This window comes from Streptomyces sp. URMC 129 (genome assembly GCF_051386415.1).
Classification (GTDB): domain Bacteria; phylum Actinomycetota; class Actinomycetes; order Streptomycetales; family Streptomycetaceae; genus Streptomyces.
Genome location: NZ_JBPQTQ010000001.1, coordinates 1 through 19,927, shown reverse-complemented (window position 1 = coordinate 19,927; position 19,927 = coordinate 1). Strand labels below are relative to the sequence as shown.

Genomic DNA, 19,927 nt, shown 5'->3' with positions numbered 1-19,927 from the left:
GCTCGGTCCTCACGGCTCGGAGGACTCCATGGAGTCCAGCTCGTCCAGCGGCAGGTTGGCGAAGATCTCGAAGATGCCCTGCATGCGCGTGATCAGGGAGTCGATCCGGCCGCCCGGCTCCTCCGTGGCGGCGGCGAGCAGCACGGCCCGCGCGACGTCCTCGTCGCGGGCGGCGGTGGCCGCGAGCTGGAGCAGGAGCTGGTCGACCAGCCAGTCGCGCAGCTCCTCCACGGACAGGCCCCGGTTCTCGTCCAGCCAGATCAGCGAGGCGGCCTCCACCGCCGTGATCCAGGTGCGCACCGCCATCGCCAGCCGGGGCCCGGGGGCGGGGGACTGGAGGTGCAGGAACACCTGGCGCGCCGCCGCCCGGCGCACGCCGTCCACGATGGCGGAGGTGCCGGAGGTCTCCACCACGCTGCCGCCCTTGAGCAGCGCGGCAAAGCCCTCGTCGTGCTCCACGACGAAGGCCAGGTAGCGGTCGAGGCCCCGGGCGAGACGCTCGCTGAGCGGGCCCTCGGCGGGCACGGCGAAGCACAGCTCCAGGTCGGCCGCCGCGCTGCTCAGCGCGGCCTCGTAGAGCTGCTGCTTGCCGCCGGGGAAGTACCGGTAGACCAGCGGGCGGGAGACACCGGCCTCGCGGGCGACGTCGTCGAGCGAGACGTCCTCGGGCGGATTGTGGGCGAACAGCCGCAGGGCGGTGGCGATGAGCTGTCCTCGGCGTTTCTCCACGCTGAGCCTGCGGTAGGCAGGTCCGGGTAGTGCGGGGCGGCTGCTCATGTCCTGAAGGGTAGCCGCCCCGCCCGGCGCGGGCGCCGTCAGGCCAGCAGGCCGGAGCTGCGCCACAGGCGGCGGCCCACGCCGCTCATCATCCCGATCTCCTCCAGGAACTCCGTCAGGCGCCGGGCGCCCTCCTGCATCACCCGGCGCCGGTGCTCGCTCGCCCTGACCTGCGCGACGGCCTCGGCCCGGTCCAGGCCGACGTTGGTGTAGACCTGCGGATTCACGAACGCGAGGGAGAAGACGCGGGCGAACTCGCCGGAGGTCAGGCGGGTCACCTCGCGCTCCCAGCGCGGCGCGACCTTCATCTGGCGGCGCAGCTCCTCGCGGGCGTACCGCACGTGCCGCGCCTCCTCGACCACGTGGATCCGGGTCACGCCGCGGATCAGCGGCTGCACGCGCTCGTCGGGGAAGGTCAGGCGCTGCATCCAGTCGAGCACCTCCTCGCCCAGCAGGGTCGCGGTGAACGAACCCGGCGTGGTGGAGACGGTCTTGAAGACGCGGGCGAGGTTGTGGTGGAGCCGGTTCGGCGGGTAGGCGGGCGTGCCGCCCTTGCCGATGGCCCGCGCGAACATCATCGAGTGCCGGCACTCGTCGGCGATCTCGGTGAGCGCGTACCGGACATGCGCGCTGGTGGTGGGCTTGTCGTAGATGTGCCGGACCAGGAGCTGGATCAGGATGATCTCGAACCAGATGCCGAGCGAGGCCAGGGCGGCCGTCTCGTGCCGGGACAGCTCGACGCGCTGCTCCTCGGACATCTCGTACCAGAGCGGGGTGTCGTAGAGGGAGACCAGCTCCGGCGGCCAGAACCACTTGCCCTCCACCCAGGGGGCGTCCCAGTCCAGCTCGGTGTCGGGATCGAAGGAGTGCTTGGCGGAGGCGGCCAGCAGTCGTTCGGCCACCCGCTCGCGGTCCTTGAGGGCGCCGAGCGCGTCCCGCAGCGTCTCGAAGTCGGGGTCGGTGCCGATGACCGGGTCCAGAGCGGCGACCGTACCCGCGGCGGATGAGCGTGTCATGGTTCTTATGAGACTCCCCGTCAACAGGCCAGTCAATGCCCGGGACATGATGGGTTCACGCAAACGTTCGCCCCACCCCCGTCGCGGCCCCCGCGCGTCCCTCGCACCTCATCCGCGCGCGCCCCCGCGCGCCGCCCGTACACCGAGCCGCGCCCTGCCGTTCACCTCCGAGTTCACGCCGGGCGTTCATTTCCGCGACACGGGTTCCCGGCCCTCCGGTAACCGGGTTTCGGTGTGCTGGGTGACTATGACGCGACGACGGACGGCCCGGCTGCCGAGCTGGAGCACCATCCGGGGCCGGGTGGCCATCGTGCTCGCCGTGCCCACCTGCCTTCTCCTCGTGCTGGCCGGAGCCGGGGTCGCCGACCGGGCGGCCGACTGGTCCGCGGCACGCGAGAGCGGGGACCGGGTCACGCTCGCGCTCGACGTGCAGAACCTCGTCCGCGAGCTGCAACGCGAGCACGGCCTGACCAGTGGTCTCCTTGTCGGGGCCGGCCGCTACCGCCCCGAGCTGGCCGACACCAGGCGGCGGGTGGACGCCATCCTGGGCGAGCTGCAGGAGCGGGTCGACGAGGGCGGCGCCCCCGCCTACGCGGACGCCCTCGCCGGGCTGGACCGACTGCCCGAGGTGCGCGCCGGGGTGGACGAGGACGCCATCGACCGCGCCGACGGGCTGGCGTTCTTCTCCGAGGTGATCGCCGACCTCAACGACGCGCAGCTCGCCGAGTACGCCGGCCACGGCGACCAGCGGCTGAGCGACGGCATGGGCGCGCTCCAGGCGCTGTCCGGCGCGACCGAGGCCCTGGCCCGCGAACGCGGCCTGCTGAACGGCGTGTTCGTCGCGCGCCACTTCGAGGAGGGCCAGTTCCTGGAGTTCGCCGCCGCCCGCGCCGACCGCACGTCCGCGATCCGCTACTACGACCAGCTCGCCACCGAGGAGCAGCGCGCCGCGCTGGACGCCGTGTTCGCCAGCGAGGAGGCCGAACTCGTCCGGAGCCTGGAAGGGCGGGCCGAGGCGGGCGCCGACGGCACCCCGCTCGACGTCGACGCCGACGAGTGGTGGGCCGCCGCCACCGCGCTCACCGACCTGCTGCACGAGACGCAGCAGCGCATCGGCACCGATGTCGCCGACCGCACCGACGACCTGCGCGCGGCGGCCACCCGCGAGCTGGTCGGCTTCGTCGCCCTCGGCCTGCTGATCCTCGGGGTCGCGATCGCGCTCGCCCTCCTCGCCTCCCGCTCGATCACCCGGCCGCTGGACGAACTGACCCGGCAGGCCGAGAACGTCGCGGGCCACCGGCTCCCCGAGACCGTCCGCGCCATTCAGGAGGCCGAGCCGGAGGAGGCGGAACGCCTCGAACCGCCCCTGCCCGACCCGCGCCTCGGCGGGGGTGCGGAGGAAGTCACCCGCCTGGCCGCCGCGTTGCACGACGTCGAACGGACCGCCGTCGGCCTCGCCGCCGAGCAGACCGTGCTGCGGCGCAACGGCACCGAGTCCCTGGCCAACCTCGGCCACCGCAACCAGCGCCTGGTCCGCCGCCAACTGCGCCTGATCACCGCGCTGGAGAGCAAGGAGCTGGACCCGGACGCGCTGGCCGAGCTGTTCGAGCTGGACCACCTCGCCACCCGCATGCGCCGCAACGCCGACTCGCTGCTGATCCTCACCGGCCAGCCGCTGCCGCCCCGCGTGTGGACCGGCACCGCGGAGATCGCGGAGGTGGTGCGGTCGGCGGTCTCGGAGGTCGAGGACTACCGGCGCGTGTCGCTGGTCGAGGCCGAGGCATGCCAGGTCCAGGGCTGGGTCGTCTACGAACTGTCGCACCTCCTCGCCGAGTTGATCGAGAACGCGCTGACCGCCTCGCCGCCCGCCCGGCCTGTCGAGGTGTACGGCTGGTGGGACGGCGCCGAGTACTGCCTGGCCGTGGTGGACCGGGGCAACGGCATGACCGAGGAGGAGCTGGCGCGCGCCAACGCCCGCCTGGCGGGCCAGGAGAACTTCCTGGTGGCGCCCACCCGCTTCCTCGGCCACTACGTCGTGGGCACGATCGCGGCCCGGCTCGGCGTCCAGGTGGAGGTCCGGCACACGCAGAGCGCCCCGACGACGCCGACCGCCCGCGGCGCGGGCGTCTCGGCGTACGTCGCGCTGCCGCCCCGGCTGCTGAGCCCGGGGGTGGCGCAGGAGCACCCGACCAGCACGGTCCCGGCCTGAGGAGACGGCGGGCGGGTCAGGCGGCGCGCTCCGCGGGCGGCGGCAGGATCCGGCTCCGGGCGTCGGCGGGCGAGTCGAGCCAGAGCCGGTGCGAGCCGTCGGCGCCGACGGTGAGCCCGTACCGCTCCGGACCCGGCCGCCCGGCCGCCGTCCAGTCCGCCAGCAGCGCCGCGCGTTCCGCCCACAGGTCGCGCGGGCCGTCGTACTGGATGCGGCCGGTCCCGTCCTCGCGCGGCGCCAGCCGCGCCCACGACTGGGACGCCGGGTGCACCAGCCCGTACAGCCGCCGGCCGTCGGCGTCGATGAGGCACAGCTCGTGCACGTCGGGCTGCGCCAGGCCGCCGAGGAACCGGGTCATGTCCCCGCCGGGGTCGGCGGGGACCGCGACCTCGGCCTGCCGGCCCAGCGGCACCAGAAGCGCCGGGATGTAGCTGCGGGCGCCGGGCGGGGTGACGGCGGACGGCCGGTCGAGGACCGGCAGGAACCGCCCGGTGGCCGTGCCGTCCTCCCGGACCGTCAGCACCGCGATCCCCAGCCGCAGCGCGGCCACGATGGTCCCGCCGGGCACGACCTGCGCCGCCCACGCCGGGGGCACCCGGCCGTCGGCGCTGACGGCCAGCAGCCCGCTGAAGGGGGCGTGTTCGGGACAGCCGCGCGCCGGGTCGCCGGGCACCACGGTCGGCGCGAACCCGGCGCGGGCCAGCCGGGCGGCGGCGTCCTCGGTGGCCAGGGACACCACCCGGTCCGCGCCGAGCCCGTGGCACAGCAGCGCCGCGCCGTACCCGTTGCCCTGCCCCACCTCCAGCACGCGGCCGGTCCCGGCCAGGCCGGCGCCGAGCGCTTCGAGCATGGCCGCCGCCGTGCCCGGCCGCACGCTCAGCAGCGGCTCGTCGGCGTGGACCGCCGCCAGGTACTCGGGCTCGCCCGGCCGGTGGGCGTGGAAGTCGGAGACGAAGGTCTCCCGGGGCACCTCGGCGAACGCGGCGTGCCAGCGGTCGTCGCGCAGCAGGCCCTCGGCGGCGAGCACGTCGGCCAGCTCCCGGCGCAACGCGGCGGCCGGACGGGTGGCGGTGGTCATGGGCGGTTCCTCCAGGACGTCGGCGTCACGCGGAGCGTGACTGCGGGGTGTCGCGGTGGTTCGCGATGCCCAACGAGCGGCGGCGCGCGACGTAGTGCGGAGGAAGGTTTCCCGACGACAAGGAAACGGCGGGCGTCGCGTGACCGGCCGCGCGCGCCGAGGGGCCCGGCGGCGGGTGCGCGGCCCCGGGCTCAGCAGCGGAACGTGGCGGCGCCGTGGGTCTCGATGTCGGCGGCCGGGGCCCAGGCGTAGTGGTCGGTGCGGACGAGGAACCACGCGTCGCCCGCGTCGCCCTCGGCGGCGCAGATGACGGTGACGCGCTCCCCCTGGGCGAGGAAGGTGAGCGGCGGGGCGTCCCGGTCCGGCGCCTCCCGCAGCTCGGTCCCCGCGCCCGCGCCCACCTCGGCCCCCGGCGGGCCCGTGTCCGCGTCCCCCTCCTCGGCGGCGGTCCCGGCGATCACCGCCACGGCCACGGCGCCGGCGACGGCGTAGAACGAGAGCCTTCCGAGCAGCGACATGGCGCGCCTCCTCACTCCCCGTGAAACAGCACCAGGCTAAAGGGGGCCGAATGGGCACGCAATTCGTCACGGGGAGTGACGGCGGGTGGTTCTCAGGGCGCGACGAGGGCCTGGAGGGCCGGGCGGAGCATCTCCGTGACGGCGTGCGGCGGCAGGTCCCGCAAGGCGTCGACGCCCACCATCTGGTGACCGATCGTCACGCCGACCACCACGCAGATCAGCAGCGCGGCACGGGCGTCGGCGTCCGGGCCCGGCAGGACGGCGGTGATCTCCTCCACCTGCCGGCCGAAGGTCTCCCGGGCGATCCGCCCGGCCTCGGGGTGGGTGAGCATCGACCGCATCATCGCCAGCGTGGTGGCCGGCAGATTGCCGAGTTTGCTGCCGAGCGTCGTCAGCAGCGCCTCCACGAGCTGGTCGGCGTCCTGCGCGGCGGGGGTCGCCAGCGGCACCGGCACCTGCGCGGCCCGCGCGAACAGCTCCTGCTTGGAGCCGTAGTACTGCATCACCAGCGCCGGATCCACGCCCGCCGCCGCCGCGACGCCGCGGATGGTGGTGCGTTCGAAGCCATGCTGGGCGAACAGGTCCCGCGCCGAGTCCAGGATGCGTTCCTGCGTCCGCCGACGGCGCTCGGCGCGGGAGAGACCGGTGGCCTCGGCGGATCCGGGGGACGTGCTCATGACCCCTGACTCTACTGCTGTGTTCGCGGCCGGGAGCGGTCCTTCCCAATCCCCCGCGAGACCCCCCGAAGATCAGCGCCCCCGCACCGCCCGGTTCACGTCCGAGGGCGCGACGATGCCGACGAGCGCGCCGTCGTCGTCCACCACCAGCGTCCGGTTGGCCGCGCCCGGGTCCAGCCACGGCACCAGGTCCGCCAGCGGCTCGTCCGGCCGCGCCCGCCGCGCCTTCGCCAGCGGCACCATGATCTCGCCCACCGTCGTCCGGCGCCGCTCCGGCACCGGCACCCCGGTGGCCCGGTCCAGGGTGACCAGGCCGACCGGCCCGCCCCGGTCGTTCGTCACCGGGAACGCCACGTGCCCGTGCGACAGCCCCGGATCGGACAGCATCCCGCCGACCGTCAGCCGCTCCGGGACCGTCACCGGGTCGGGCGTCATCGCGGTGCGCACCGGCACCCCGCCCAGGGCGGCGCGCAGCCGCGCCTGCCGGGCCTCCTCCGTCGCCGCCACCACCAGGAACCAGCCGATCAGCGCGGTCCACGCCGCGCCCAGCGCCCCCGTCCACAGGAACGCCCACAGCCCCAGCGCCACCAGCACCCAGCCGAAGACCCGCCCGGCCGCCGACGCGCCCGTCGTCGCCCGCAGCCGGTCGCCGGTCCGCCACCACAGGAACGCGCGCAGCAGCCGCCCGCCGTCCAGCGGCGCGGCCGGGATCGCGTTGAACACCGCCAGCAGCACGTTGATCGCCGCCAGCCAGGCCGCCGCCTCCACCGCCAGGGCGGACGCGGAGGCCGCGGCGAGCAGCCACGCGGCCCCGGTGAACAGCACCCCGAGCAGCAGGCTGACCAGCGGGCCCGAGCCGGCGATCCGCAGCTCGGCCCGCGGCGTCGGCGCCTCGGCGCGCATCCGCGTCGCGCCACCCAGCAGCCACAGCACGATGTCGTCGACCCCGACGCCGTTCCGCCGCGCCACCACCGCGTGCGCCAGCTCGTGCGCGAGCAGCGAGGCGAAGAAGACGACGGCCGTGACCAGGCCCGTCACCCAGTACAGCGGCCAGTCCCGGTCCGGGTAGGCCACCGGCAGCCGCCGGGCCGCCAGCCCGAAGACCACCAGGCCGAAGATCAGCAGAACGCTCCAGTTCACCCCGATCCGGATGCCCGCGATCCGGCCCAGCGAGAAGGTCGCCCGCACCGCGCTCACCTCGTTCCCTTACTCGGCCGCCTGCGGGTACCCGGCCGCCGTCCCGCCATGCCGACCCGCCGCCCCTTCCCTAGACTGGTGTCATGGCTCGGCCGAACGAGGAGGTCGAGGCGCTGCTCCAGGAGTACGCCGACCTCATCGCGATCACCGGCGGAGACGCGTTCAAGCAGCGCGCCTACGAGAGAGCCGCGCGCGCCATCGGCCGCCACTCGGCGGACATCTCCACGCTGGACGCCAGGAGCCTGCGCGAGATCCCCGGCGTCGGGAAGTCCATCGCGGACAAGGTCGAGGAGTACCTGCGCACGGGCCACGTCGCCGCCGTCGAGGAGAGCCGGACCGCCGTGCCGCCCGGCGTCCGCGAGCTGATGGGCATTCCCACCCTCGGCCCCAAGAAGGCGATGACCCTCTACCAGGACCGGGGCATCGCGTCGGTGGACGAGCTGGTCGCGGCCATCCGCGCCGACAGGCTGGACGGGCTGAAGGGCTTCGGCCCCAGGACGCGGGAGAACATCCTGCACGGCGTCGAGGTCCGGCGGCAGTCGGGCGGGCGCATCCTGCTCGACGCGGCCATGCGGCTGGCGGACGAGGCCGTCGCCGGGATCGCGCGGGCCCCCGGGTGCGAACGCTGCGCCTACGCCGGGTCGTTGCGGCGGATGCGGGAGACGATCGGCGACATCGACGTGCTGGCCGCCGCCGGGGACCCGGACCCGGTGATGGACGCGTTCACCGCGCTGCCGCTGGCCGCCGAGGTGATCGTGCGCGGCAGCAAGAAGACGTCGATCCGCACGGTCACCGGCTTCCAGCTCGACCTGCGGGTGCTGCCGCCCGACGCGTGGGGCGCGGGCCTGCAGTACTTCACCGGCTCCCAGGCGCACAACATCCGCACCCGCGAGATCGCCGTGCGGAAGAAGCTGAAGCTGTCGGAGTACGGGCTGTTCGAGGCGAAGAGCGGCAAGAAGGTCGCGGCCGGGACCGAGGAGGAGGTCTACGACCGGCTCGGCCTGCCGTGGATCCCGCCCGCGCTCCGCGAGGACCGGGGCGAGGTCGCCGCCGCGCTGCGCGGGGAGCTGCCCGAGCTGGTCACCGAGGACGACATCCGGGGCGACCTGCACACCCACACCGACCTGACCGACGGGCTGGCCCCGCTGGAGGAGATGGTGGCCACGGCGGCGGCGCGCGGCTACGCGTACTACGCCGTCACCGACCACGCCCCCGAGCTGCGGATGCAGCGCATGACGCGGGAGAAGATGCTCGCCCAGCGGGACCGGGTCCGGGCGCTGGACGTCGCGCACCGGCGGATGCGGCTCCTGCACGGCACCGAGCTGAACATCGACCCGGAGGGGAACGTCGACTGGCCCGGCGACTTCCTGGCCGGGTTCGACCTGTGCGTGGCGTCGATCCACTCGCACTTCGGGCTGGACCGGGACGCCCAGACCCGCCGCCTGATCCGGGCCTGCGAGAACCCGCACGTCAACATCGTCGGCCACCTCACCACCCGCAAGATCGGCAAGCGCGCGGGCATCGACGTGGACCTCGACGCGGTCTTCGCCGCCGCCGCCCGCACCGGCACCGCCATCGAGGTCAACGGTCACCCCAACCGCCTCGACCTGCGCGACGAGCACATCCTGCTGGCGCGGCGGCACGGCGTGCGGTTCGCCGTGGACAGCGACGCGCACGCCACGGCGGAGCTGGGCAACATGCGCTACGGCGTCGGCACCGCACAGCGCGGCTGGCTCACCCGGGACGAGGTGATCAACGCCTGGCCGCTCACGCGGCTGAGGCGCTTCCTCGCGAAGAGCCGGCGGAGCTGAAGTGTGTCAGGAACCAGTCGCGGGCCAGCTCCGCCACCTCCGACAGGGCGCCGGGCTCCTCGAACAGGTGGGTGGCGCCCGGCACCAGGGTCAGTTCGTTCGGGCAGCGCAGTGACTGCCGGGCGGTCCGGTTCAGCTCGATGACCTGCGGGTCGTTGCCGCCGACGATGAGGAGGGTGGGCGCGGCCACCTCGGCCAGCCGGTGGTCGGCCAGGTCCGGGCGCCCGCCGCGCGAGACGACGGCGGCGATCCGCTGCCGCCGCTCCGGCTCGGCCGCCGCCCACAGCGCGGCGGCGGCGCCGGTGCTCGCGCCGAAGTAGCCGACGGGCAGGTCGGTCACCGCCGTCTCCAGCCACCCCGTGGCGTCCGTGAGGCGGCGGGCCAGCAGGCCGATGTCGAACACGTTGGTCCGGTCGTGCTCCTCGTCGGCGGTCAGCAGATCGAACAGCAGCGTGCCCAGGCCGGAGTGGTTGAGCGCCTCCGCGACGAAGCGGTTGCGCGGGCTGTGCCGGCCGCTGCCGCTGCCGTGCGCGAAGACGACGACGCCCGGCGCGCCGTCCGGGACCGACAGCTCGCCCGCCAGCTCGGCGTCCCCGGCCGGGATGGTGACCTCGTGGGAGGTGCCGTGCTCCAGACAGGCGATGACCTCGGCGTCGGTGGTCGGCGCGAAGTCCCGGTAGAACTGGCCGACCGCCGCGAAGCCGGCCGGGGTGTGCGGGCAGACGAACTCGTCGGCGTCGTCCCCGACCCGCAGCGCCGCGTCGCCCGGCGCGACCGGGACGGCCAGCACGACGCGGGCGGCGCCCCGCGCGCGGGCCGAGCGGCAGGCGGCGCGGGCCGTGGCGCCGGTCGCGACCCCGTCGTCCACGATCACGACGGTGCGGCCGGTCACCGAGATCCGGGGCCGTTCCCCCCGGTACTGCTCGGCCCGCCGCGCCAGCTCGGCCCGTTCCCCGGCCTCGACCTCGGCCAGCGCGGCGTCGCCCACGCGGGCACGGCGCAGCACCTCCTCGTTGATCACCCGGGCGCCGTCCTCCGCGATGGCGCCCATGGCCACCTCCGGCTGGAACGGCACCCCGAGCTTGCGCACGAGACAGACGTCCAGGGGCGCCCGCAGCGCCCCGGCCACCTCGGCGGCGACCGGGACCCCGCCCCGGGGCAGCCCCAGCACCACCGGGTCCCGCCCGCGCAGCGGCTCCCGCAGGGCCTGGGCGAGCCGCCGCCCGGCGTCGATGCGATCGGCGAAGATCATGCCGCTGTCCTCCTCGGCATCCCGGGCCTCCTTCGCGGCGCCTTCTCGGAAGCCCTCCCTGTCTCCATGGAACCGCTTCGGACGGCCCCGCGCGCGGCGGGCCGCCCGGGGGGGCGACCCGCTCGGGTCCGGGTTCAGTCCGCCGGGGCCACCTCCACGGCCAGGTCGTTGTCCACCGTGTAGTACGGGCGGACCGCCGTCGTGCCGACCGTCGTCGACGGGTACAGGAAGACGTGCTTCTTGTCCGCCACGTCGTCCAGCAGGCGGGCCACCCGGACGCGCGGGGCCTTCCGCGCCGGGCGGACGAAGACGTCCCAGAACGCCGGGTCGGGGCCGGGCGGCGGCGGGAAGTCGTAGGGGGCCGTGAAGGAGAACGCGTCGGGGGCGTCCGCCGTCAGCGGCGCCTCCACGACCGGGCCGCCCTTGCCCCGGCAGCGCAGCAGGGCCGCCGCGCCGTCGCCCAGGGTGGTGCCCAGCAGGCGGCCCCGGACCGTCATCGCGCCCTCCGCCACCCGGATCTCGGCGGCCTCGGCGTGGGCGGGCCGCAGCCAGGCCCGGAGGGCGAACCAGCGGTCCTTCGTCGCGTACGGGATGCGGACGGCCAGCGGCGGCGCGCCGGTGGGGTGCCCCCCGGCGGCCAGGACGCGGACGTCGCGCAGCCCGGGGCGCAGGCGCCGGCGCTCGGTCTCCGGGGCGTCGGGGCGGGGCAGCGCGAACACGTCCCAGCGGCCCTCGGCCAGCGGCGGCTCCGGTTCGAGAACGGCCCGCAGCCGCCCGGGGGTGCCGGGGACGGGCGCGAGGTCCAGGGTGCGGGTCTCCGTCTCCGGCTCGTCCTTCTTCTTCGGGCGCAGCCGCAGCAGCAGCCGCTCGTCCCCGGTGGTCTCCGGGAGGCCGAACTCGATCGTGACCCGGCCCTCGCCGTCCACCGAGCAGTCCGCGCGCGGTGCCTCGTTCATCGTGGTCCCTGTCCCTTCCGTACGGTCCGCAGCGTGGTGACGGCCACCGCGAACGCGGCGTCCTTGACGGCGTGGCCGCTGCTGACCAGCCGCCGGCGGAACGGGATCCGCAGGCCCCGCGCGCGCCGGCCGCGCTTGGCGGCCAGCAGATCGGCGAACAGCTCCTCCGCCTGCCGGACCACCGGCACCGGGTCGTAGCGCCGCGAGTTCTGCAGCGCGGCCCGGCCCATCCGCAGCCGCAGCTCGTCGTCGCGGATCAGGTCCAGCAGCGCGGCGGCCAGCGCGGCCTCGTCGCCCACCGGGACCAGCCGGCCGTCCATGCCGTCCTTGATGATCTCGCCGGGCCCGTACGGGCAGTCGGTGGAGACCACCGGCAGGCCGCAGCGCATGGCCTCCACGATCGTCATGCCGAACGGCTCGAAGCTGGAGGTGACGGCGGCGATCGAGCCCTTGACCCACTCCGCCTCGATGGGGGTGACGGGCCCCATGAGGAAGGCGTGGTCGTTCAGGCCCAGTTCGTCGATGACCTCGCGCAGCCGGTCCTTCTGGTCGCCCTTGCCGTAGACGCGGAGCTGCCAGTCGGGCCGTTCGGCGGCGACCCGGGCGAAGGCGCGGATCAGCAGCTCGTGGCGCTTGGAGCGGACCAGCCGCCCGGCGGCGATGACGATCTTGCCGGTGGAGTCGGCGGGCGGCAGGACCGGCTCGGGGACGCTGTTGGGCAGCGCCGTCACCCGCACGTCGGGCAGCCGCATCTTGCGCCGGTACGCCTCGGCGTCCGCGTGGGTGACGGTCGTCAGCGCGTCGAGCCGGGAGTAGACGCGGCGCAGCTCGTTGCGCAGCGCCGGCGGGTGGCTGTCGAGGGTCAGGTGCTCCTGGCCGACCAGCACGGCGTGCCGGGGCCCCTGGAGGGCGAGGTGCACGTTGAGGCCGGGGCGGGTGCCGATGACGACGTCCGCGTCGAGGTCGGCCAGGGTGGCGGCGATCCGCTCGTCGGTCAGCTCGCTGTACTGGTCGTGCCGGTACTCGGCGGCGGGGAAGACGCGGGCCGGCTTCTGGTGCAGCGGGTGATCCTTCTCGGTCCTGAGGTCCACCAGGGCCCGGATTCGCACTTTCGGGCTGATGGTGAAGTTGGGCTCCTCACGGTGCCGGTTGATCGAGATGATCTCCACGTCGTGCCGTTCGGCGAGGGCCTGCGCCAGGTTGAACGTGGTCTTGATCGTCCCCCCGATCCCGTAGGCGTTGTGAAGGAGGAAAGAAATCTTCATGGGGGCATAGACCTCTGCGGTGCACGGGCGGTTGCCGCCGTTCGTTGGGAGACGAACGTAGCGCAGCAATCCGTGCCCGGACACTCACACTGCGCAGTCGGGTGCCCGTCCCCCGTCGCGTGGGCGGGCCCGGGGGTCAGCCCCGCCCGCCGTTCCACGCCCACTCCGTGACCTCGGGCAGGTCGGTGCCCTGCTCGCGGATCCAGTGGTGGTGCCGGTACCGGATGTCGGCCATCCGCTGCCGCAGGTGCGCGGCGCGGACGGCGAGGCCGGGGACGCGGTCGATGACGTCCATGACCAGCCGGTAGCGGTCGAGGTCGTTGCCGACCACCATGTCGAACGGGGTGGTGGTGGTGCCGCGCTCCAGATAGCCGCGCACGTGCGTCTGGTCGTGGTTGGCGCGCTTGTAGGTGAGGCGGTGGATCAGCCACGGGTAGCCGTGGTACGCGAAGATCACCGGCCGGTCGCGGGTGAACAGCGCGTCGTAGTCGCGGTCCGGCAGGCCGTGCGGGTGGGCGTCGGAGGGCAGCAGGCGCGCGATGTCCACGACGTTGACGACGCGGACGGCCAGTTCGGGCAGGTGTTCACGGAGCAACTGGGCGGCGGCCATGATCTCCAGCGTCGGCACGTCCCCGGCGCAGGCCAGCACCACGTCCGGCTCCGTGCCGTTGACCTCGGTGCCCGCCCACTCCCAGATCCCGGCGCCGCGCGCGCAGTGGGCGCGGGCGTTGTCGATGCTCAGCCAGTCGAAGCAGGGCTGTTTCCCGGCGACGACGACGTTGACGTACTCGCGGCTGCGCAGTACGTGATCCGCCACCGCCAGCAGGGTGTTGGCGTCCGGCGGCAGGTACACGCGCACGACCTCGGGGGACTTGTTGAGGACGTGGTCGACGAAGCCGGGGTCCTGGTGGCTGAAGCCGTTGTGGTCCTGCCGCCAGACGTGGGACGTGAGCAGGTAGTTGAGGGAGGCGATGGGCCGGCGCCAGTCCAGGCGGCGGGAGGTGAGCAGCCACTTGATGTGCTGGTTCGCCATCGAGTCGATGATGTGGATGAACGCCTCGTAGCTGGAGAACATCCCGTGCCGCCCGGTGAGCAGGTAGCCCTCCAGCCAGCCCTGGCAGAGGTGTTCGGACAGCACCTCCATCACCCGGCCGCCGCGCGCCAGGTGTTCGTCGACCGGCAGGACCTGCGCGTCCCACGCCTTGTCGGTCGCGTCGTAGACGGCCTGGAGCCGGTTGGACGCGGTCTCGTCCGGGCCGACCAGGCGGAAGTCGCGGCGCTCGCGCGTCGCGGCCATCAGCCGGGCGAGCAACTCGCCCAGCACACGGGTCGGTTCGTGCGCGGTCGCGCCGGGGGACGGCACCGGCACGGCGCAGTCGGCCAGCGGCGGAACGGGCAGCTCGCGCAGCAGCAGGCCGCCGTTGGCGTGCGGGTTGGCGCCCAGGCGGCGCGGCCCCTCCGGCATCGCGGCCAGCACCCGGTCGGTCGGGGTGCCGTCCTGGTGGAACAGTTCGCGCGGCCGGTAGGAGCGCATCCAGGACTCCAGCTGCCGCAGGTGATCGGGGTTCTCCCGGGCGGAGTCGAGCGGGATCTGGTGCGAGCGCCACGTTCCCTCGACGGGCAGGCCGTCCACCTCCGCCGGGCCGGTCCAGCCCTTGGGGGTGCGCAGCACGATCACCGGCCACCGGGGGCGTTCCGTCGCGCCGTCGAAGCGGGCGGCGCGCTGGGCGGCGTCGATCCGGTCCAGCGCGGTGTCCATGGCGGCGGCCAGGGCCTGGTGCACGGCGGCCGGGTCGTCGCCCGGCTCGCCCGTGACGTGGATCGGCTCGTGGCCGTAGCCGCGCAGCAGCGCGTCCAGTTCGGCCCGGGGGAGACGGGCCAGGACGGTGGGGTTGGCGATCTTGTAGCCGTTGAGGTGCAGGATCGGCAGCACGGCGCCGTCGTGCACCGGGTCGAGGAACTTGTTGGCGTGCCAGGACGCGGCCAGCGGCCCGGTCTCGGCCTCGCCGTCGCCGATGACGCAGGCCACCAGCAGCCCGGGGTTGTCGAACGCGGCGCCGTACGCGTGCGCGAGGGAGTACCCCAGCTCGCCGCCCTCGTGGATCGAGCCGGGCGTCTCCGGCGCGACGTGGCTGGGGATGCCGCCGGGGAAGGAGAACTGCTTGAACAGCCGCGCCATGCCCGCCGCGTCGCGGGTGATGTCGGGGTAGGTCTCCGTGTAGCTGCCGTCCAGCCAGGAGTTGGCGACGACGGCCGGTCCGCCGTGCCCGGGGCCCCAGACGCAGATCGCGTCCAGGTCCCGGGCGCGGATCACCCGGTTCAGGTGCGTGTGCACGAGGTTGAGCCCCGGCGAGGTGCCCCAGTGGCCCAGCAGCCGGGGCTTGACGTGCTCCGGCCGCAGCGGCTCGGTGAGCAGTGGGTTGGCGAGGAGGTAGATCTGGCCCACGGAGAGGTAGTTGGCGGCCCGCCAGTGCGCGTCGAGCGCGGCCAGCTCTTCGGGCCCCAGCGGCGTGGGCGTGGCGGTCGTCGGGGCCTGCGTCATGTGCGCTCCTTCACGCGTGCTCCCTGTGCGGCGCGCCGACCGGCTTCGACTCGGGCGAGCCGCGCTGCCGCAGGTGGACGGAGAGAACCGCCATCGAGGCGATGGCGAGGAACTCGGACTGCCAGTTCTGGAGCGTCCGGCTCCAGAACTCGGCGGAGGTCACGTACTGGCCCCAGTCGTCGGTGTCCCGGCGCCGGAGCCGCTGCTCGTCGTTGTAGGCGGTCAGGGCCTGTCTTCCGGATCGTGGGGGCACCTCCCGGACGCCGGTCCGGGGGAGGATCAGGCCGCGGGGTCTGGCTCCCCCGGGCCCCTCGGGGGCCCAGGAGGTACCCCCATGCGCCGGCAAGGCGCCGGATCGCAGCTCGTACGGTGGGGGCACCTCCCAGCCGCCGGGCTGGGGGAGCGTCGTAGCCCCGCGAAGATCCGGAATCCGGAAGAGAGGCCCTGGGCCGGACGCCGACTGGGCGAGCCACGACAGCGCGAACAGCCCGCCCATGGCGAGGCCGGGCGAACGGGAGTACACCGCCTCCCGCCAGCCGCCGGCGCCCGCCCAGCGCGGCGCGCCGGGCGGCGCGTACCGGCCCACGCGCTGCTCGCGCCGCGATCCGGTCCCGGTCCGCGCGGCGGGCTTGGACTCGGGGGAGCCGCGCTGGACCAGCCAGACGGTGGCGAAGACGTAGGGGAAGAACCGCAGGCACTCCGACTGCCGGTTCTCGGTGACGTCCACCGCGAAGTCGGCGGAGGTGACATACGCGCCGAACGCCACCGGCCCGGCGCCCTCGGCACGCCGCTCGCTGTGCACTCGGTGTGCCCGGCCACCGCCTGCCCGGCCAGCGCGAGCAGGAACGCGGCCCCGAACGCCAGGCCGAGCCCGTTGTCGCGCAGGAACCGGCGCACGGCGCGCGCTCCCGGCCGCCCCTCAGCGGCCTCTGGCCTTGCGGGTGTCGGAGCGGTTCTCCTTGCGGATCGCGTCCCGCAGCTCGGACTTGCTCATCCGGGACCGCCCGTCGATGCCGAGCTTCTTGGCGACGCCGTACAGATGCTCCTTCGACGCCTGCTCGTCCACGCCTTCGCCGCTGCGCCCGCCCTGCTGCCGGGGCCGGGCCGACCGCGGGTCGGAGGGGCCCTTGCGGTTCTTCTCCTTGGGCTCCCAGTGGTCGCCCACCTTCTCGTGGGTGTGCTTCAGCGCCCCGTACGCGACCCGGTGGGCCCGCTGGCCCTCGCCGTACTGCTCCACCGCCGAGTCGTGCGCCTTGATCCAGGTCCGCTGGGCCTTGGCGTCCGAGCGCTCCAGCGTCGACGGCAGTTCCTCGCGTCCCGGCACGGTCACCACCTCCATGGTCCTCGGTCCTCGCTTCACGGATCTTCGCGGGTACCCGGCCGCGAAGCGGCGAAACGGTGACGAACCGCGCGGCCCCGGTGGCAGCCGGTTACCTGTCGGCGCGCCGGACTTTGTAGCGTTCCCCGTGTGACCTCTTCCCTCGCACAGACCTCAGCACCGGGCGGCATCACCGGGTGGGCGACCGGGCTCATGGACACGCTCGGCGCGCCGGGGGCCGGGGCGGCCATCGCCCTGGAGAACCTCTTCCCGCCGCTGCCCAGCGAGGTGATCCTGCCGCTGGCCGGGTTCACCGCCAGCCAGGGACAGATGAACCTGTGGGCCGCGCTCCTGTGCACCACGCTGGGGTCGGTGGTGGGGGCGGTCGCGCTCTACGGGGTCGGGGCGCTGCTGGGCCGGGACCGGCTGATAGCCGTCGCGGCGAAGCTGCCGCTGGTGAAGGTCGCGGACATCGAGAAGACCGAGCGGTGGTTCCTCAGGCACGGGCCGAAGGCGGTGTTCCTGGGCCGGATGATCCCGCTGTTCCGCAGCCTGATCTCCGTTCCGGCGGGCGTGGAGCGGATGTCGCTGCCCCTGTTCACGGTGCTGACCACCGTGGGGTCGGCGGTCTGGAACACCCTGTTCGTGCTGGCCGGTTACCGCCTGGGCGAGGACTGGTCGAAGGTCACCGACGCCGTCGGGCTGTACTCCAAGGGCGTCGGCGCCTTCGCGGCCCTGGCGGTGCTGGCGTTCCTCGTCGTGCGGCTGACCCGCCCCGGCCCGGGCAAGCGCCGGGCCTGAGCGGGCCGTCGGCCTCAGGCCGGTTCGACGCCGGGGCGGCCGTTCTCGACGCGCAGGCGGGCCTGGGTGCGGGCGGGCGACGTCCGCTCGCGGACCGTGCCGACCACCCGGACCCGGGCGTCGACGCCGTCGGGGCCGATGTCGAACAGGTGGTAGCCGCGGTGGGCGTCCACCAGCTTCCAGTGCGGGTTGTCCGGCAGCCGCGGGTCCCACTGGGCGTGGAACGCGGCCTGGTCCTCGTCGCCGTTGGAGCTGATCGAGCAGCCCACGAACTCGGCGCCGACGACCGGTGACGACGGGTCGGCGAAGTCCCGCTTCAGATCGGCCACCATGGTCAGGTGGCGGTCGCCGGTGAGCACCACCGGGTTGCGGACCTCGGCCAGCACCCCGAGCAGCTCGTCGCGTTCGGCCTGGTAGCCGTCCCACGCGTCGTAGTACCAGCGCTTGCCGGCGCCGGGCAGCAGGTCGGTCTCGGCCATCATGATCTGCGAGCCGATCAGGTTCCAGCGGGCGGGGGAGCGGCGCAGCCCGTTGATCAGCCACTCCTTCTGCTCGGCGCCGAGCATCGTCATCCACGGGCGCCGCGCGGCCTCCTCGCTGGTGGCCTGGTCGCTGCGGTACTGGCGGGTGTCCAGCACCTGGAGCCGGGCCAGGCGGCCGAAGTCGAGGCTGCGGTGCATGCGGATGTGCGGGCCGTCGGGGATCGCGGTGGCGCGGACCGGCATGTGCTCGTAGTACGCCTGGTAGGCGGCGGTCAGCCGCTGCGCGAACGCGCCGGGCGACTGCCGGTCGGGATCCTGCGGGATCTGGCCCGCGAAGTCGTTGTCCACCTCGTGGTCGTCGAACGTGACGATCCACGGCGCGGAGGCGTGCATCCGGGCCAGGTCGGGGTCCGAGCGGTACTGGGCGTAGCGATTGCGGTACTGGACGAGGGAGTACGGCTCGCCGGAGCCCTCGTGGCGCCGGACGGCGGTGCTGGAGGGGGCGGACTCGTAGATGTAGTCGCCGGTGAACAGCACGGCGTCCACGTCCTGTTCGGCCATGTCGGCATAGGCGTTGAACCAGCCGTGCTGCCAGTTCTGGCAGGACGCCAGGGCCAGCCGCAGGTGCCCGGTGGAGGCCAGCGGGTGCGGCGCGGTGCGGGTGCGGCCGACCGGGGACAGTTCGCCGCCGGCGCGGAAGCGGTACCAGTGGTCGCGGTGCGCGCGCAGGCCGCGCACGTCCACGTGCACGCTGTGGCCGAAGCCCGGTTCGGCCGTCGCCGTGCCGCCGCGGACGATCCGGCGGAACGCGGCGTCCTCGGCGACCTGCCACTCCACCTCCACGGCCCGGTCGGGCATGCCGCCGCCGGCCAGCGGGGCGGGCGCCAGCCGCGTCCACAGGACGACACCGTCGGGGAGCGGGTCGCCGGAGGCGACGCCGAGCGTGAACAGTCCCGCGGGGAGCGGGCGGGTCGCGGCGCGGACGGAGCCGGGGGAGGCCAGCGGGCCGACGGCGGCGGCCCCGACCGCCGCCGCGCCACCAACGAGGAATCGACGCCTGGCGGTTGCGGACATGTGGGGGTCCCTCTCGTCGATCGGACGATCTGTCTTGGGTGACCGAGAGGGACGGTGACAGCCGAGCGGGACGGTGCCCTGGCCGCATCCTGAACGTCCGGGATCGGGGACATGACAGCCTGTTTCCGCAGGGCGGAAACGGCCGGCACCGGTGTTCCGCCGCCCGCCCTGGGCGAACGGGTACGCCGACCGGGCCCGTTGAACGGGTGGACCCATGGGACGGGCAGGTGGGACGGGCAGAAGAGAGAGCTGTCGGGACCGGTGGCCCGACCGGCACGCTGAGGGCATCGGTCCTCATCAGCAGCCGAGGAGACACCTCACATGGCAGTGACCACGAACCCCCTCACGGGGAACAGCACTTCCCTGCCCGGCGGCGGCACGTCCGCCCCGGCCACCACCGAACGCCCGGATCACGCGATCCGGTCGAGACTGACGGCGCTGAACGCGTTCCTGCTGAGCGGCCTCACCCTCTGGCTGGGGCTGGTCACGCTCAACAACGTCGACGACTTCGGCACCAACAAGGCGCTCATCACCAGCATGATCACCATGGGCGACCTCAAGGACGACCCGGTGCGCGGCAACGGCCTGGAGTGGCGGGCCCTGCCGGAGTCCCTGGCGAGCCCCGCCCTCATCGGCGTCATCGTCTACGAGGTCGTCGCCGTGGCGCTGCTCGCCTGGGCGGCGACGGCGATGTGGCGCCGGGCGCGCGGCGAGACCGTCAGCATCAACACCACCCGGCGCGCCAACTACGCGCTCGCCGGATTCATGGGGCTGTTCTTCGTCTTCCTGTGCGGCGGCATGTTCTACGGATACTGGATCTACATCGGCTCCGCGCAGCAGGTGCACTTCACGGGCCTGATCATCGGCCTGCTGACGACCGTCCTGGTCAACCTGCCGTCGGTGACCGGAGCCCAGAAGGAACACTGACCCCCGAGCACCCCCACCACCCCCGGC

Annotated in this window: 17 protein-coding genes; 4 read left to right on the top strand and 13 right to left on the bottom strand. The window is 74.1% G+C overall.

What is annotated here, in order from left to right:
* Positions 1-9 precede the first annotated feature (9 nt).
* Together ACSNOC_RS00085 and ACSNOC_RS00080 are read right to left on the bottom strand one after the other, a co-directional pair.
* Positions 10-777, bottom strand: a complete 768-nt coding sequence (locus tag ACSNOC_RS00085) for a TetR/AcrR family transcriptional regulator (RefSeq protein WP_436745082.1) — start codon at positions 775-777, stop codon at positions 10-12.
* Between the two features lie 38 nt (positions 778-815).
* The gene (locus ACSNOC_RS00080; protein ID WP_436745081.1) at positions 816-1,793 is read right to left on the bottom strand and encodes an AurF N-oxygenase family protein; all 978 of its coding nucleotides are present in this window, start codon (positions 1,791-1,793) and stop codon (positions 816-818) included.
* A gap of 247 nt (positions 1,794-2,040) precedes the next feature.
* On the opposite strand from ACSNOC_RS00080, the gene ACSNOC_RS00075 reads away from it, so the two are divergent.
* Positions 2,041-4,002 (top strand): nitrate- and nitrite sensing domain-containing protein, encoded by a 1,962-nt coding sequence (locus ACSNOC_RS00075; protein ID WP_436745080.1) that lies wholly within the window; start codon positions 2,041-2,043, stop codon positions 4,000-4,002.
* 16 nt (positions 4,003-4,018) lie between these two features.
* Here the strand turns inward: ACSNOC_RS00075 and ACSNOC_RS00070 are convergent, their stop codons facing one another.
* From ACSNOC_RS00070 to ACSNOC_RS00055, 4 genes are all read right to left on the bottom strand, one after another.
* Positions 4,019-5,080 carry a protein-L-isoaspartate O-methyltransferase family protein gene (locus ACSNOC_RS00070; protein WP_436745079.1) on the bottom strand — a complete coding sequence of 354 codons (1,062 nt, stop codon included), beginning with the start codon at positions 5,078-5,080 and terminating at the stop codon, positions 4,019-4,021.
* Between the two features lie 191 nt (positions 5,081-5,271).
* A complete protein-coding gene (locus ACSNOC_RS00065) occupies positions 5,272-5,598 on the bottom strand; it encodes an SH3 domain-containing protein (protein ID WP_436745078.1) in 327 nt (108 codons plus the stop codon).
* A gap of 92 nt (positions 5,599-5,690) precedes the next feature.
* A complete protein-coding gene (locus tag ACSNOC_RS00060) occupies positions 5,691-6,275 on the bottom strand; it encodes a TetR/AcrR family transcriptional regulator (RefSeq protein ID WP_436745077.1) in 585 nt (194 codons plus the stop codon).
* Between the two features lie 72 nt (positions 6,276-6,347).
* Positions 6,348-7,472, bottom strand: a complete 1,125-nt coding sequence (locus ACSNOC_RS00055) for a site-2 protease family protein (protein WP_436745076.1) — start codon at positions 7,470-7,472, stop codon at positions 6,348-6,350.
* Between the two features lie 83 nt (positions 7,473-7,555).
* Between ACSNOC_RS00055 and polX the strand changes: the two genes are divergently transcribed.
* The gene (polX, locus tag ACSNOC_RS00050) at positions 7,556-9,283 is read left to right on the top strand and encodes a DNA polymerase/3'-5' exonuclease PolX (RefSeq protein WP_436745075.1); all 1,728 of its coding nucleotides are present in this window, start codon (positions 7,556-7,558) and stop codon (positions 9,281-9,283) included.
* On the opposite strand, the gene ACSNOC_RS00045 is transcribed toward polX, so the two are convergent.
* From ACSNOC_RS00045 to ACSNOC_RS00020, 6 genes are all read right to left on the bottom strand, one after another.
* Positions 9,240-10,535, bottom strand: a complete 1,296-nt coding sequence (locus tag ACSNOC_RS00045) for a phosphoribosyltransferase family protein (protein WP_436745074.1) — start codon at positions 10,533-10,535, stop codon at positions 9,240-9,242. The genes polX and ACSNOC_RS00045 overlap by 44 nt on opposite strands.
* 134 nt (positions 10,536-10,669) lie before the next feature.
* Positions 10,670-11,491, bottom strand: a complete 822-nt coding sequence (locus ACSNOC_RS00040) for a transferase (protein WP_436745073.1) — start codon at positions 11,489-11,491, stop codon at positions 10,670-10,672.
* Positions 11,488-12,756, bottom strand: coding sequence for a glycosyltransferase family 4 protein (locus ACSNOC_RS00035; protein WP_436745072.1), 1,269 nt, complete (start codon positions 12,754-12,756; stop codon positions 11,488-11,490). Before ACSNOC_RS00035 ends, ACSNOC_RS00040 begins: the two co-directional genes overlap by 4 nt.
* Before the next feature lie 136 nt (positions 12,757-12,892).
* On the bottom strand, positions 12,893-15,298 hold the full coding sequence (locus ACSNOC_RS00030; RefSeq protein WP_436745071.1) for a phosphoketolase family protein: 2,406 nt from the start codon (positions 15,296-15,298) through the stop codon (positions 12,893-12,895).
* 10 nt (positions 15,299-15,308) lie between these two features.
* The gene (locus ACSNOC_RS00025; RefSeq protein ID WP_436745070.1) at positions 15,309-16,100 is read right to left on the bottom strand and encodes a DUF6766 family protein; all 792 of its coding nucleotides are present in this window, start codon (positions 16,098-16,100) and stop codon (positions 15,309-15,311) included.
* A gap of 117 nt (positions 16,101-16,217) precedes the next feature.
* Positions 16,218-16,622, bottom strand: coding sequence for a ChaB family protein (locus ACSNOC_RS00020; protein WP_436745180.1), 405 nt, complete (start codon positions 16,620-16,622; stop codon positions 16,218-16,220).
* 207 nt (positions 16,623-16,829) lie between these two features.
* Here ACSNOC_RS00020 and ACSNOC_RS00015 point away from each other — a divergent pair, with 207 nt between their 5' ends.
* Entirely contained in the window at positions 16,830-17,417 is a 588-nt protein-coding gene (locus ACSNOC_RS00015; protein WP_436745179.1) for a DedA family protein, read from the top strand.
* A 14-nt stretch (positions 17,418-17,431) separates the two neighbouring features.
* Here ACSNOC_RS00015 and ACSNOC_RS00010 read toward each other — a convergent pair whose 3' ends face one another.
* The gene (locus ACSNOC_RS00010) at positions 17,432-18,973 is read right to left on the bottom strand and encodes an alkaline phosphatase D family protein (protein WP_436745069.1); all 1,542 of its coding nucleotides are present in this window, start codon (positions 18,971-18,973) and stop codon (positions 17,432-17,434) included.
* Positions 18,974-19,294: 321 nt separating this feature from the next.
* On the opposite strand from ACSNOC_RS00010, the gene ACSNOC_RS00005 reads away from it, so the two are divergent.
* The gene (locus ACSNOC_RS00005; RefSeq protein WP_436745068.1) at positions 19,295-19,900 is read left to right on the top strand and encodes a DUF2165 family protein; all 606 of its coding nucleotides are present in this window, start codon (positions 19,295-19,297) and stop codon (positions 19,898-19,900) included.
* The last annotated feature ends 27 nt before the right edge of the window (positions 19,901-19,927 follow it).

What these genes read in the sequence shown, in the direction of transcription:
- ACSNOC_RS00085 (WP_436745082.1), bottom strand. Translation starts at nt 777, where the DNA reads ATGAGCAGCCGCCCCGCACTACCCGGACCTGCCTACCGCAGGCTCAGC.
- ACSNOC_RS00080 (WP_436745081.1), bottom strand. Translation starts at nt 1,793, where the DNA reads ATGACACGCTCATCCGCCGCGGGTACGGTCGCCGCTCTGGACCCGGTC.
- ACSNOC_RS00075 (WP_436745080.1), top strand. Translation starts at nt 2,041, where the DNA reads ATGACGCGACGACGGACGGCCCGGCTGCCGAGCTGGAGCACCATCCGG.
- ACSNOC_RS00070 (WP_436745079.1), bottom strand. Translation starts at nt 5,080, where the DNA reads ATGACCACCGCCACCCGTCCGGCCGCCGCGTTGCGCCGGGAGCTGGCC.
- ACSNOC_RS00065 (WP_436745078.1), bottom strand. Translation starts at nt 5,598, where the DNA reads ATGTCGCTGCTCGGAAGGCTCTCGTTCTACGCCGTCGCCGGCGCCGTG.
- ACSNOC_RS00060 (WP_436745077.1), bottom strand. Translation starts at nt 6,275, where the DNA reads ATGAGCACGTCCCCCGGATCCGCCGAGGCCACCGGTCTCTCCCGCGCC.
- polX (WP_436745075.1), top strand. Translation starts at nt 7,556, where the DNA reads ATGGCTCGGCCGAACGAGGAGGTCGAGGCGCTGCTCCAGGAGTACGCC.
- ACSNOC_RS00045 (WP_436745074.1), bottom strand. Translation starts at nt 10,535, where the DNA reads ATGATCTTCGCCGATCGCATCGACGCCGGGCGGCGGCTCGCCCAGGCC.
- ACSNOC_RS00040 (WP_436745073.1), bottom strand. Translation starts at nt 11,491, where the DNA reads ATGAACGAGGCACCGCGCGCGGACTGCTCGGTGGACGGCGAGGGCCGG.
- ACSNOC_RS00035 (WP_436745072.1), bottom strand. Translation starts at nt 12,756, where the DNA reads ATGAAGATTTCTTTCCTCCTTCACAACGCCTACGGGATCGGGGGGACG.
- ACSNOC_RS00030 (WP_436745071.1), bottom strand. Translation starts at nt 15,298, where the DNA reads ATGACGCAGGCCCCGACGACCGCCACGCCCACGCCGCTGGGGCCCGAA.
- ACSNOC_RS00015 (WP_436745179.1), top strand. Translation starts at nt 16,830, where the DNA reads ATGGACACGCTCGGCGCGCCGGGGGCCGGGGCGGCCATCGCCCTGGAG.
- ACSNOC_RS00010 (WP_436745069.1), bottom strand. Translation starts at nt 18,973, where the DNA reads ATGTCCGCAACCGCCAGGCGTCGATTCCTCGTTGGTGGCGCGGCGGCG.
- ACSNOC_RS00005 (WP_436745068.1), top strand. Translation starts at nt 19,295, where the DNA reads ATGGCAGTGACCACGAACCCCCTCACGGGGAACAGCACTTCCCTGCCC.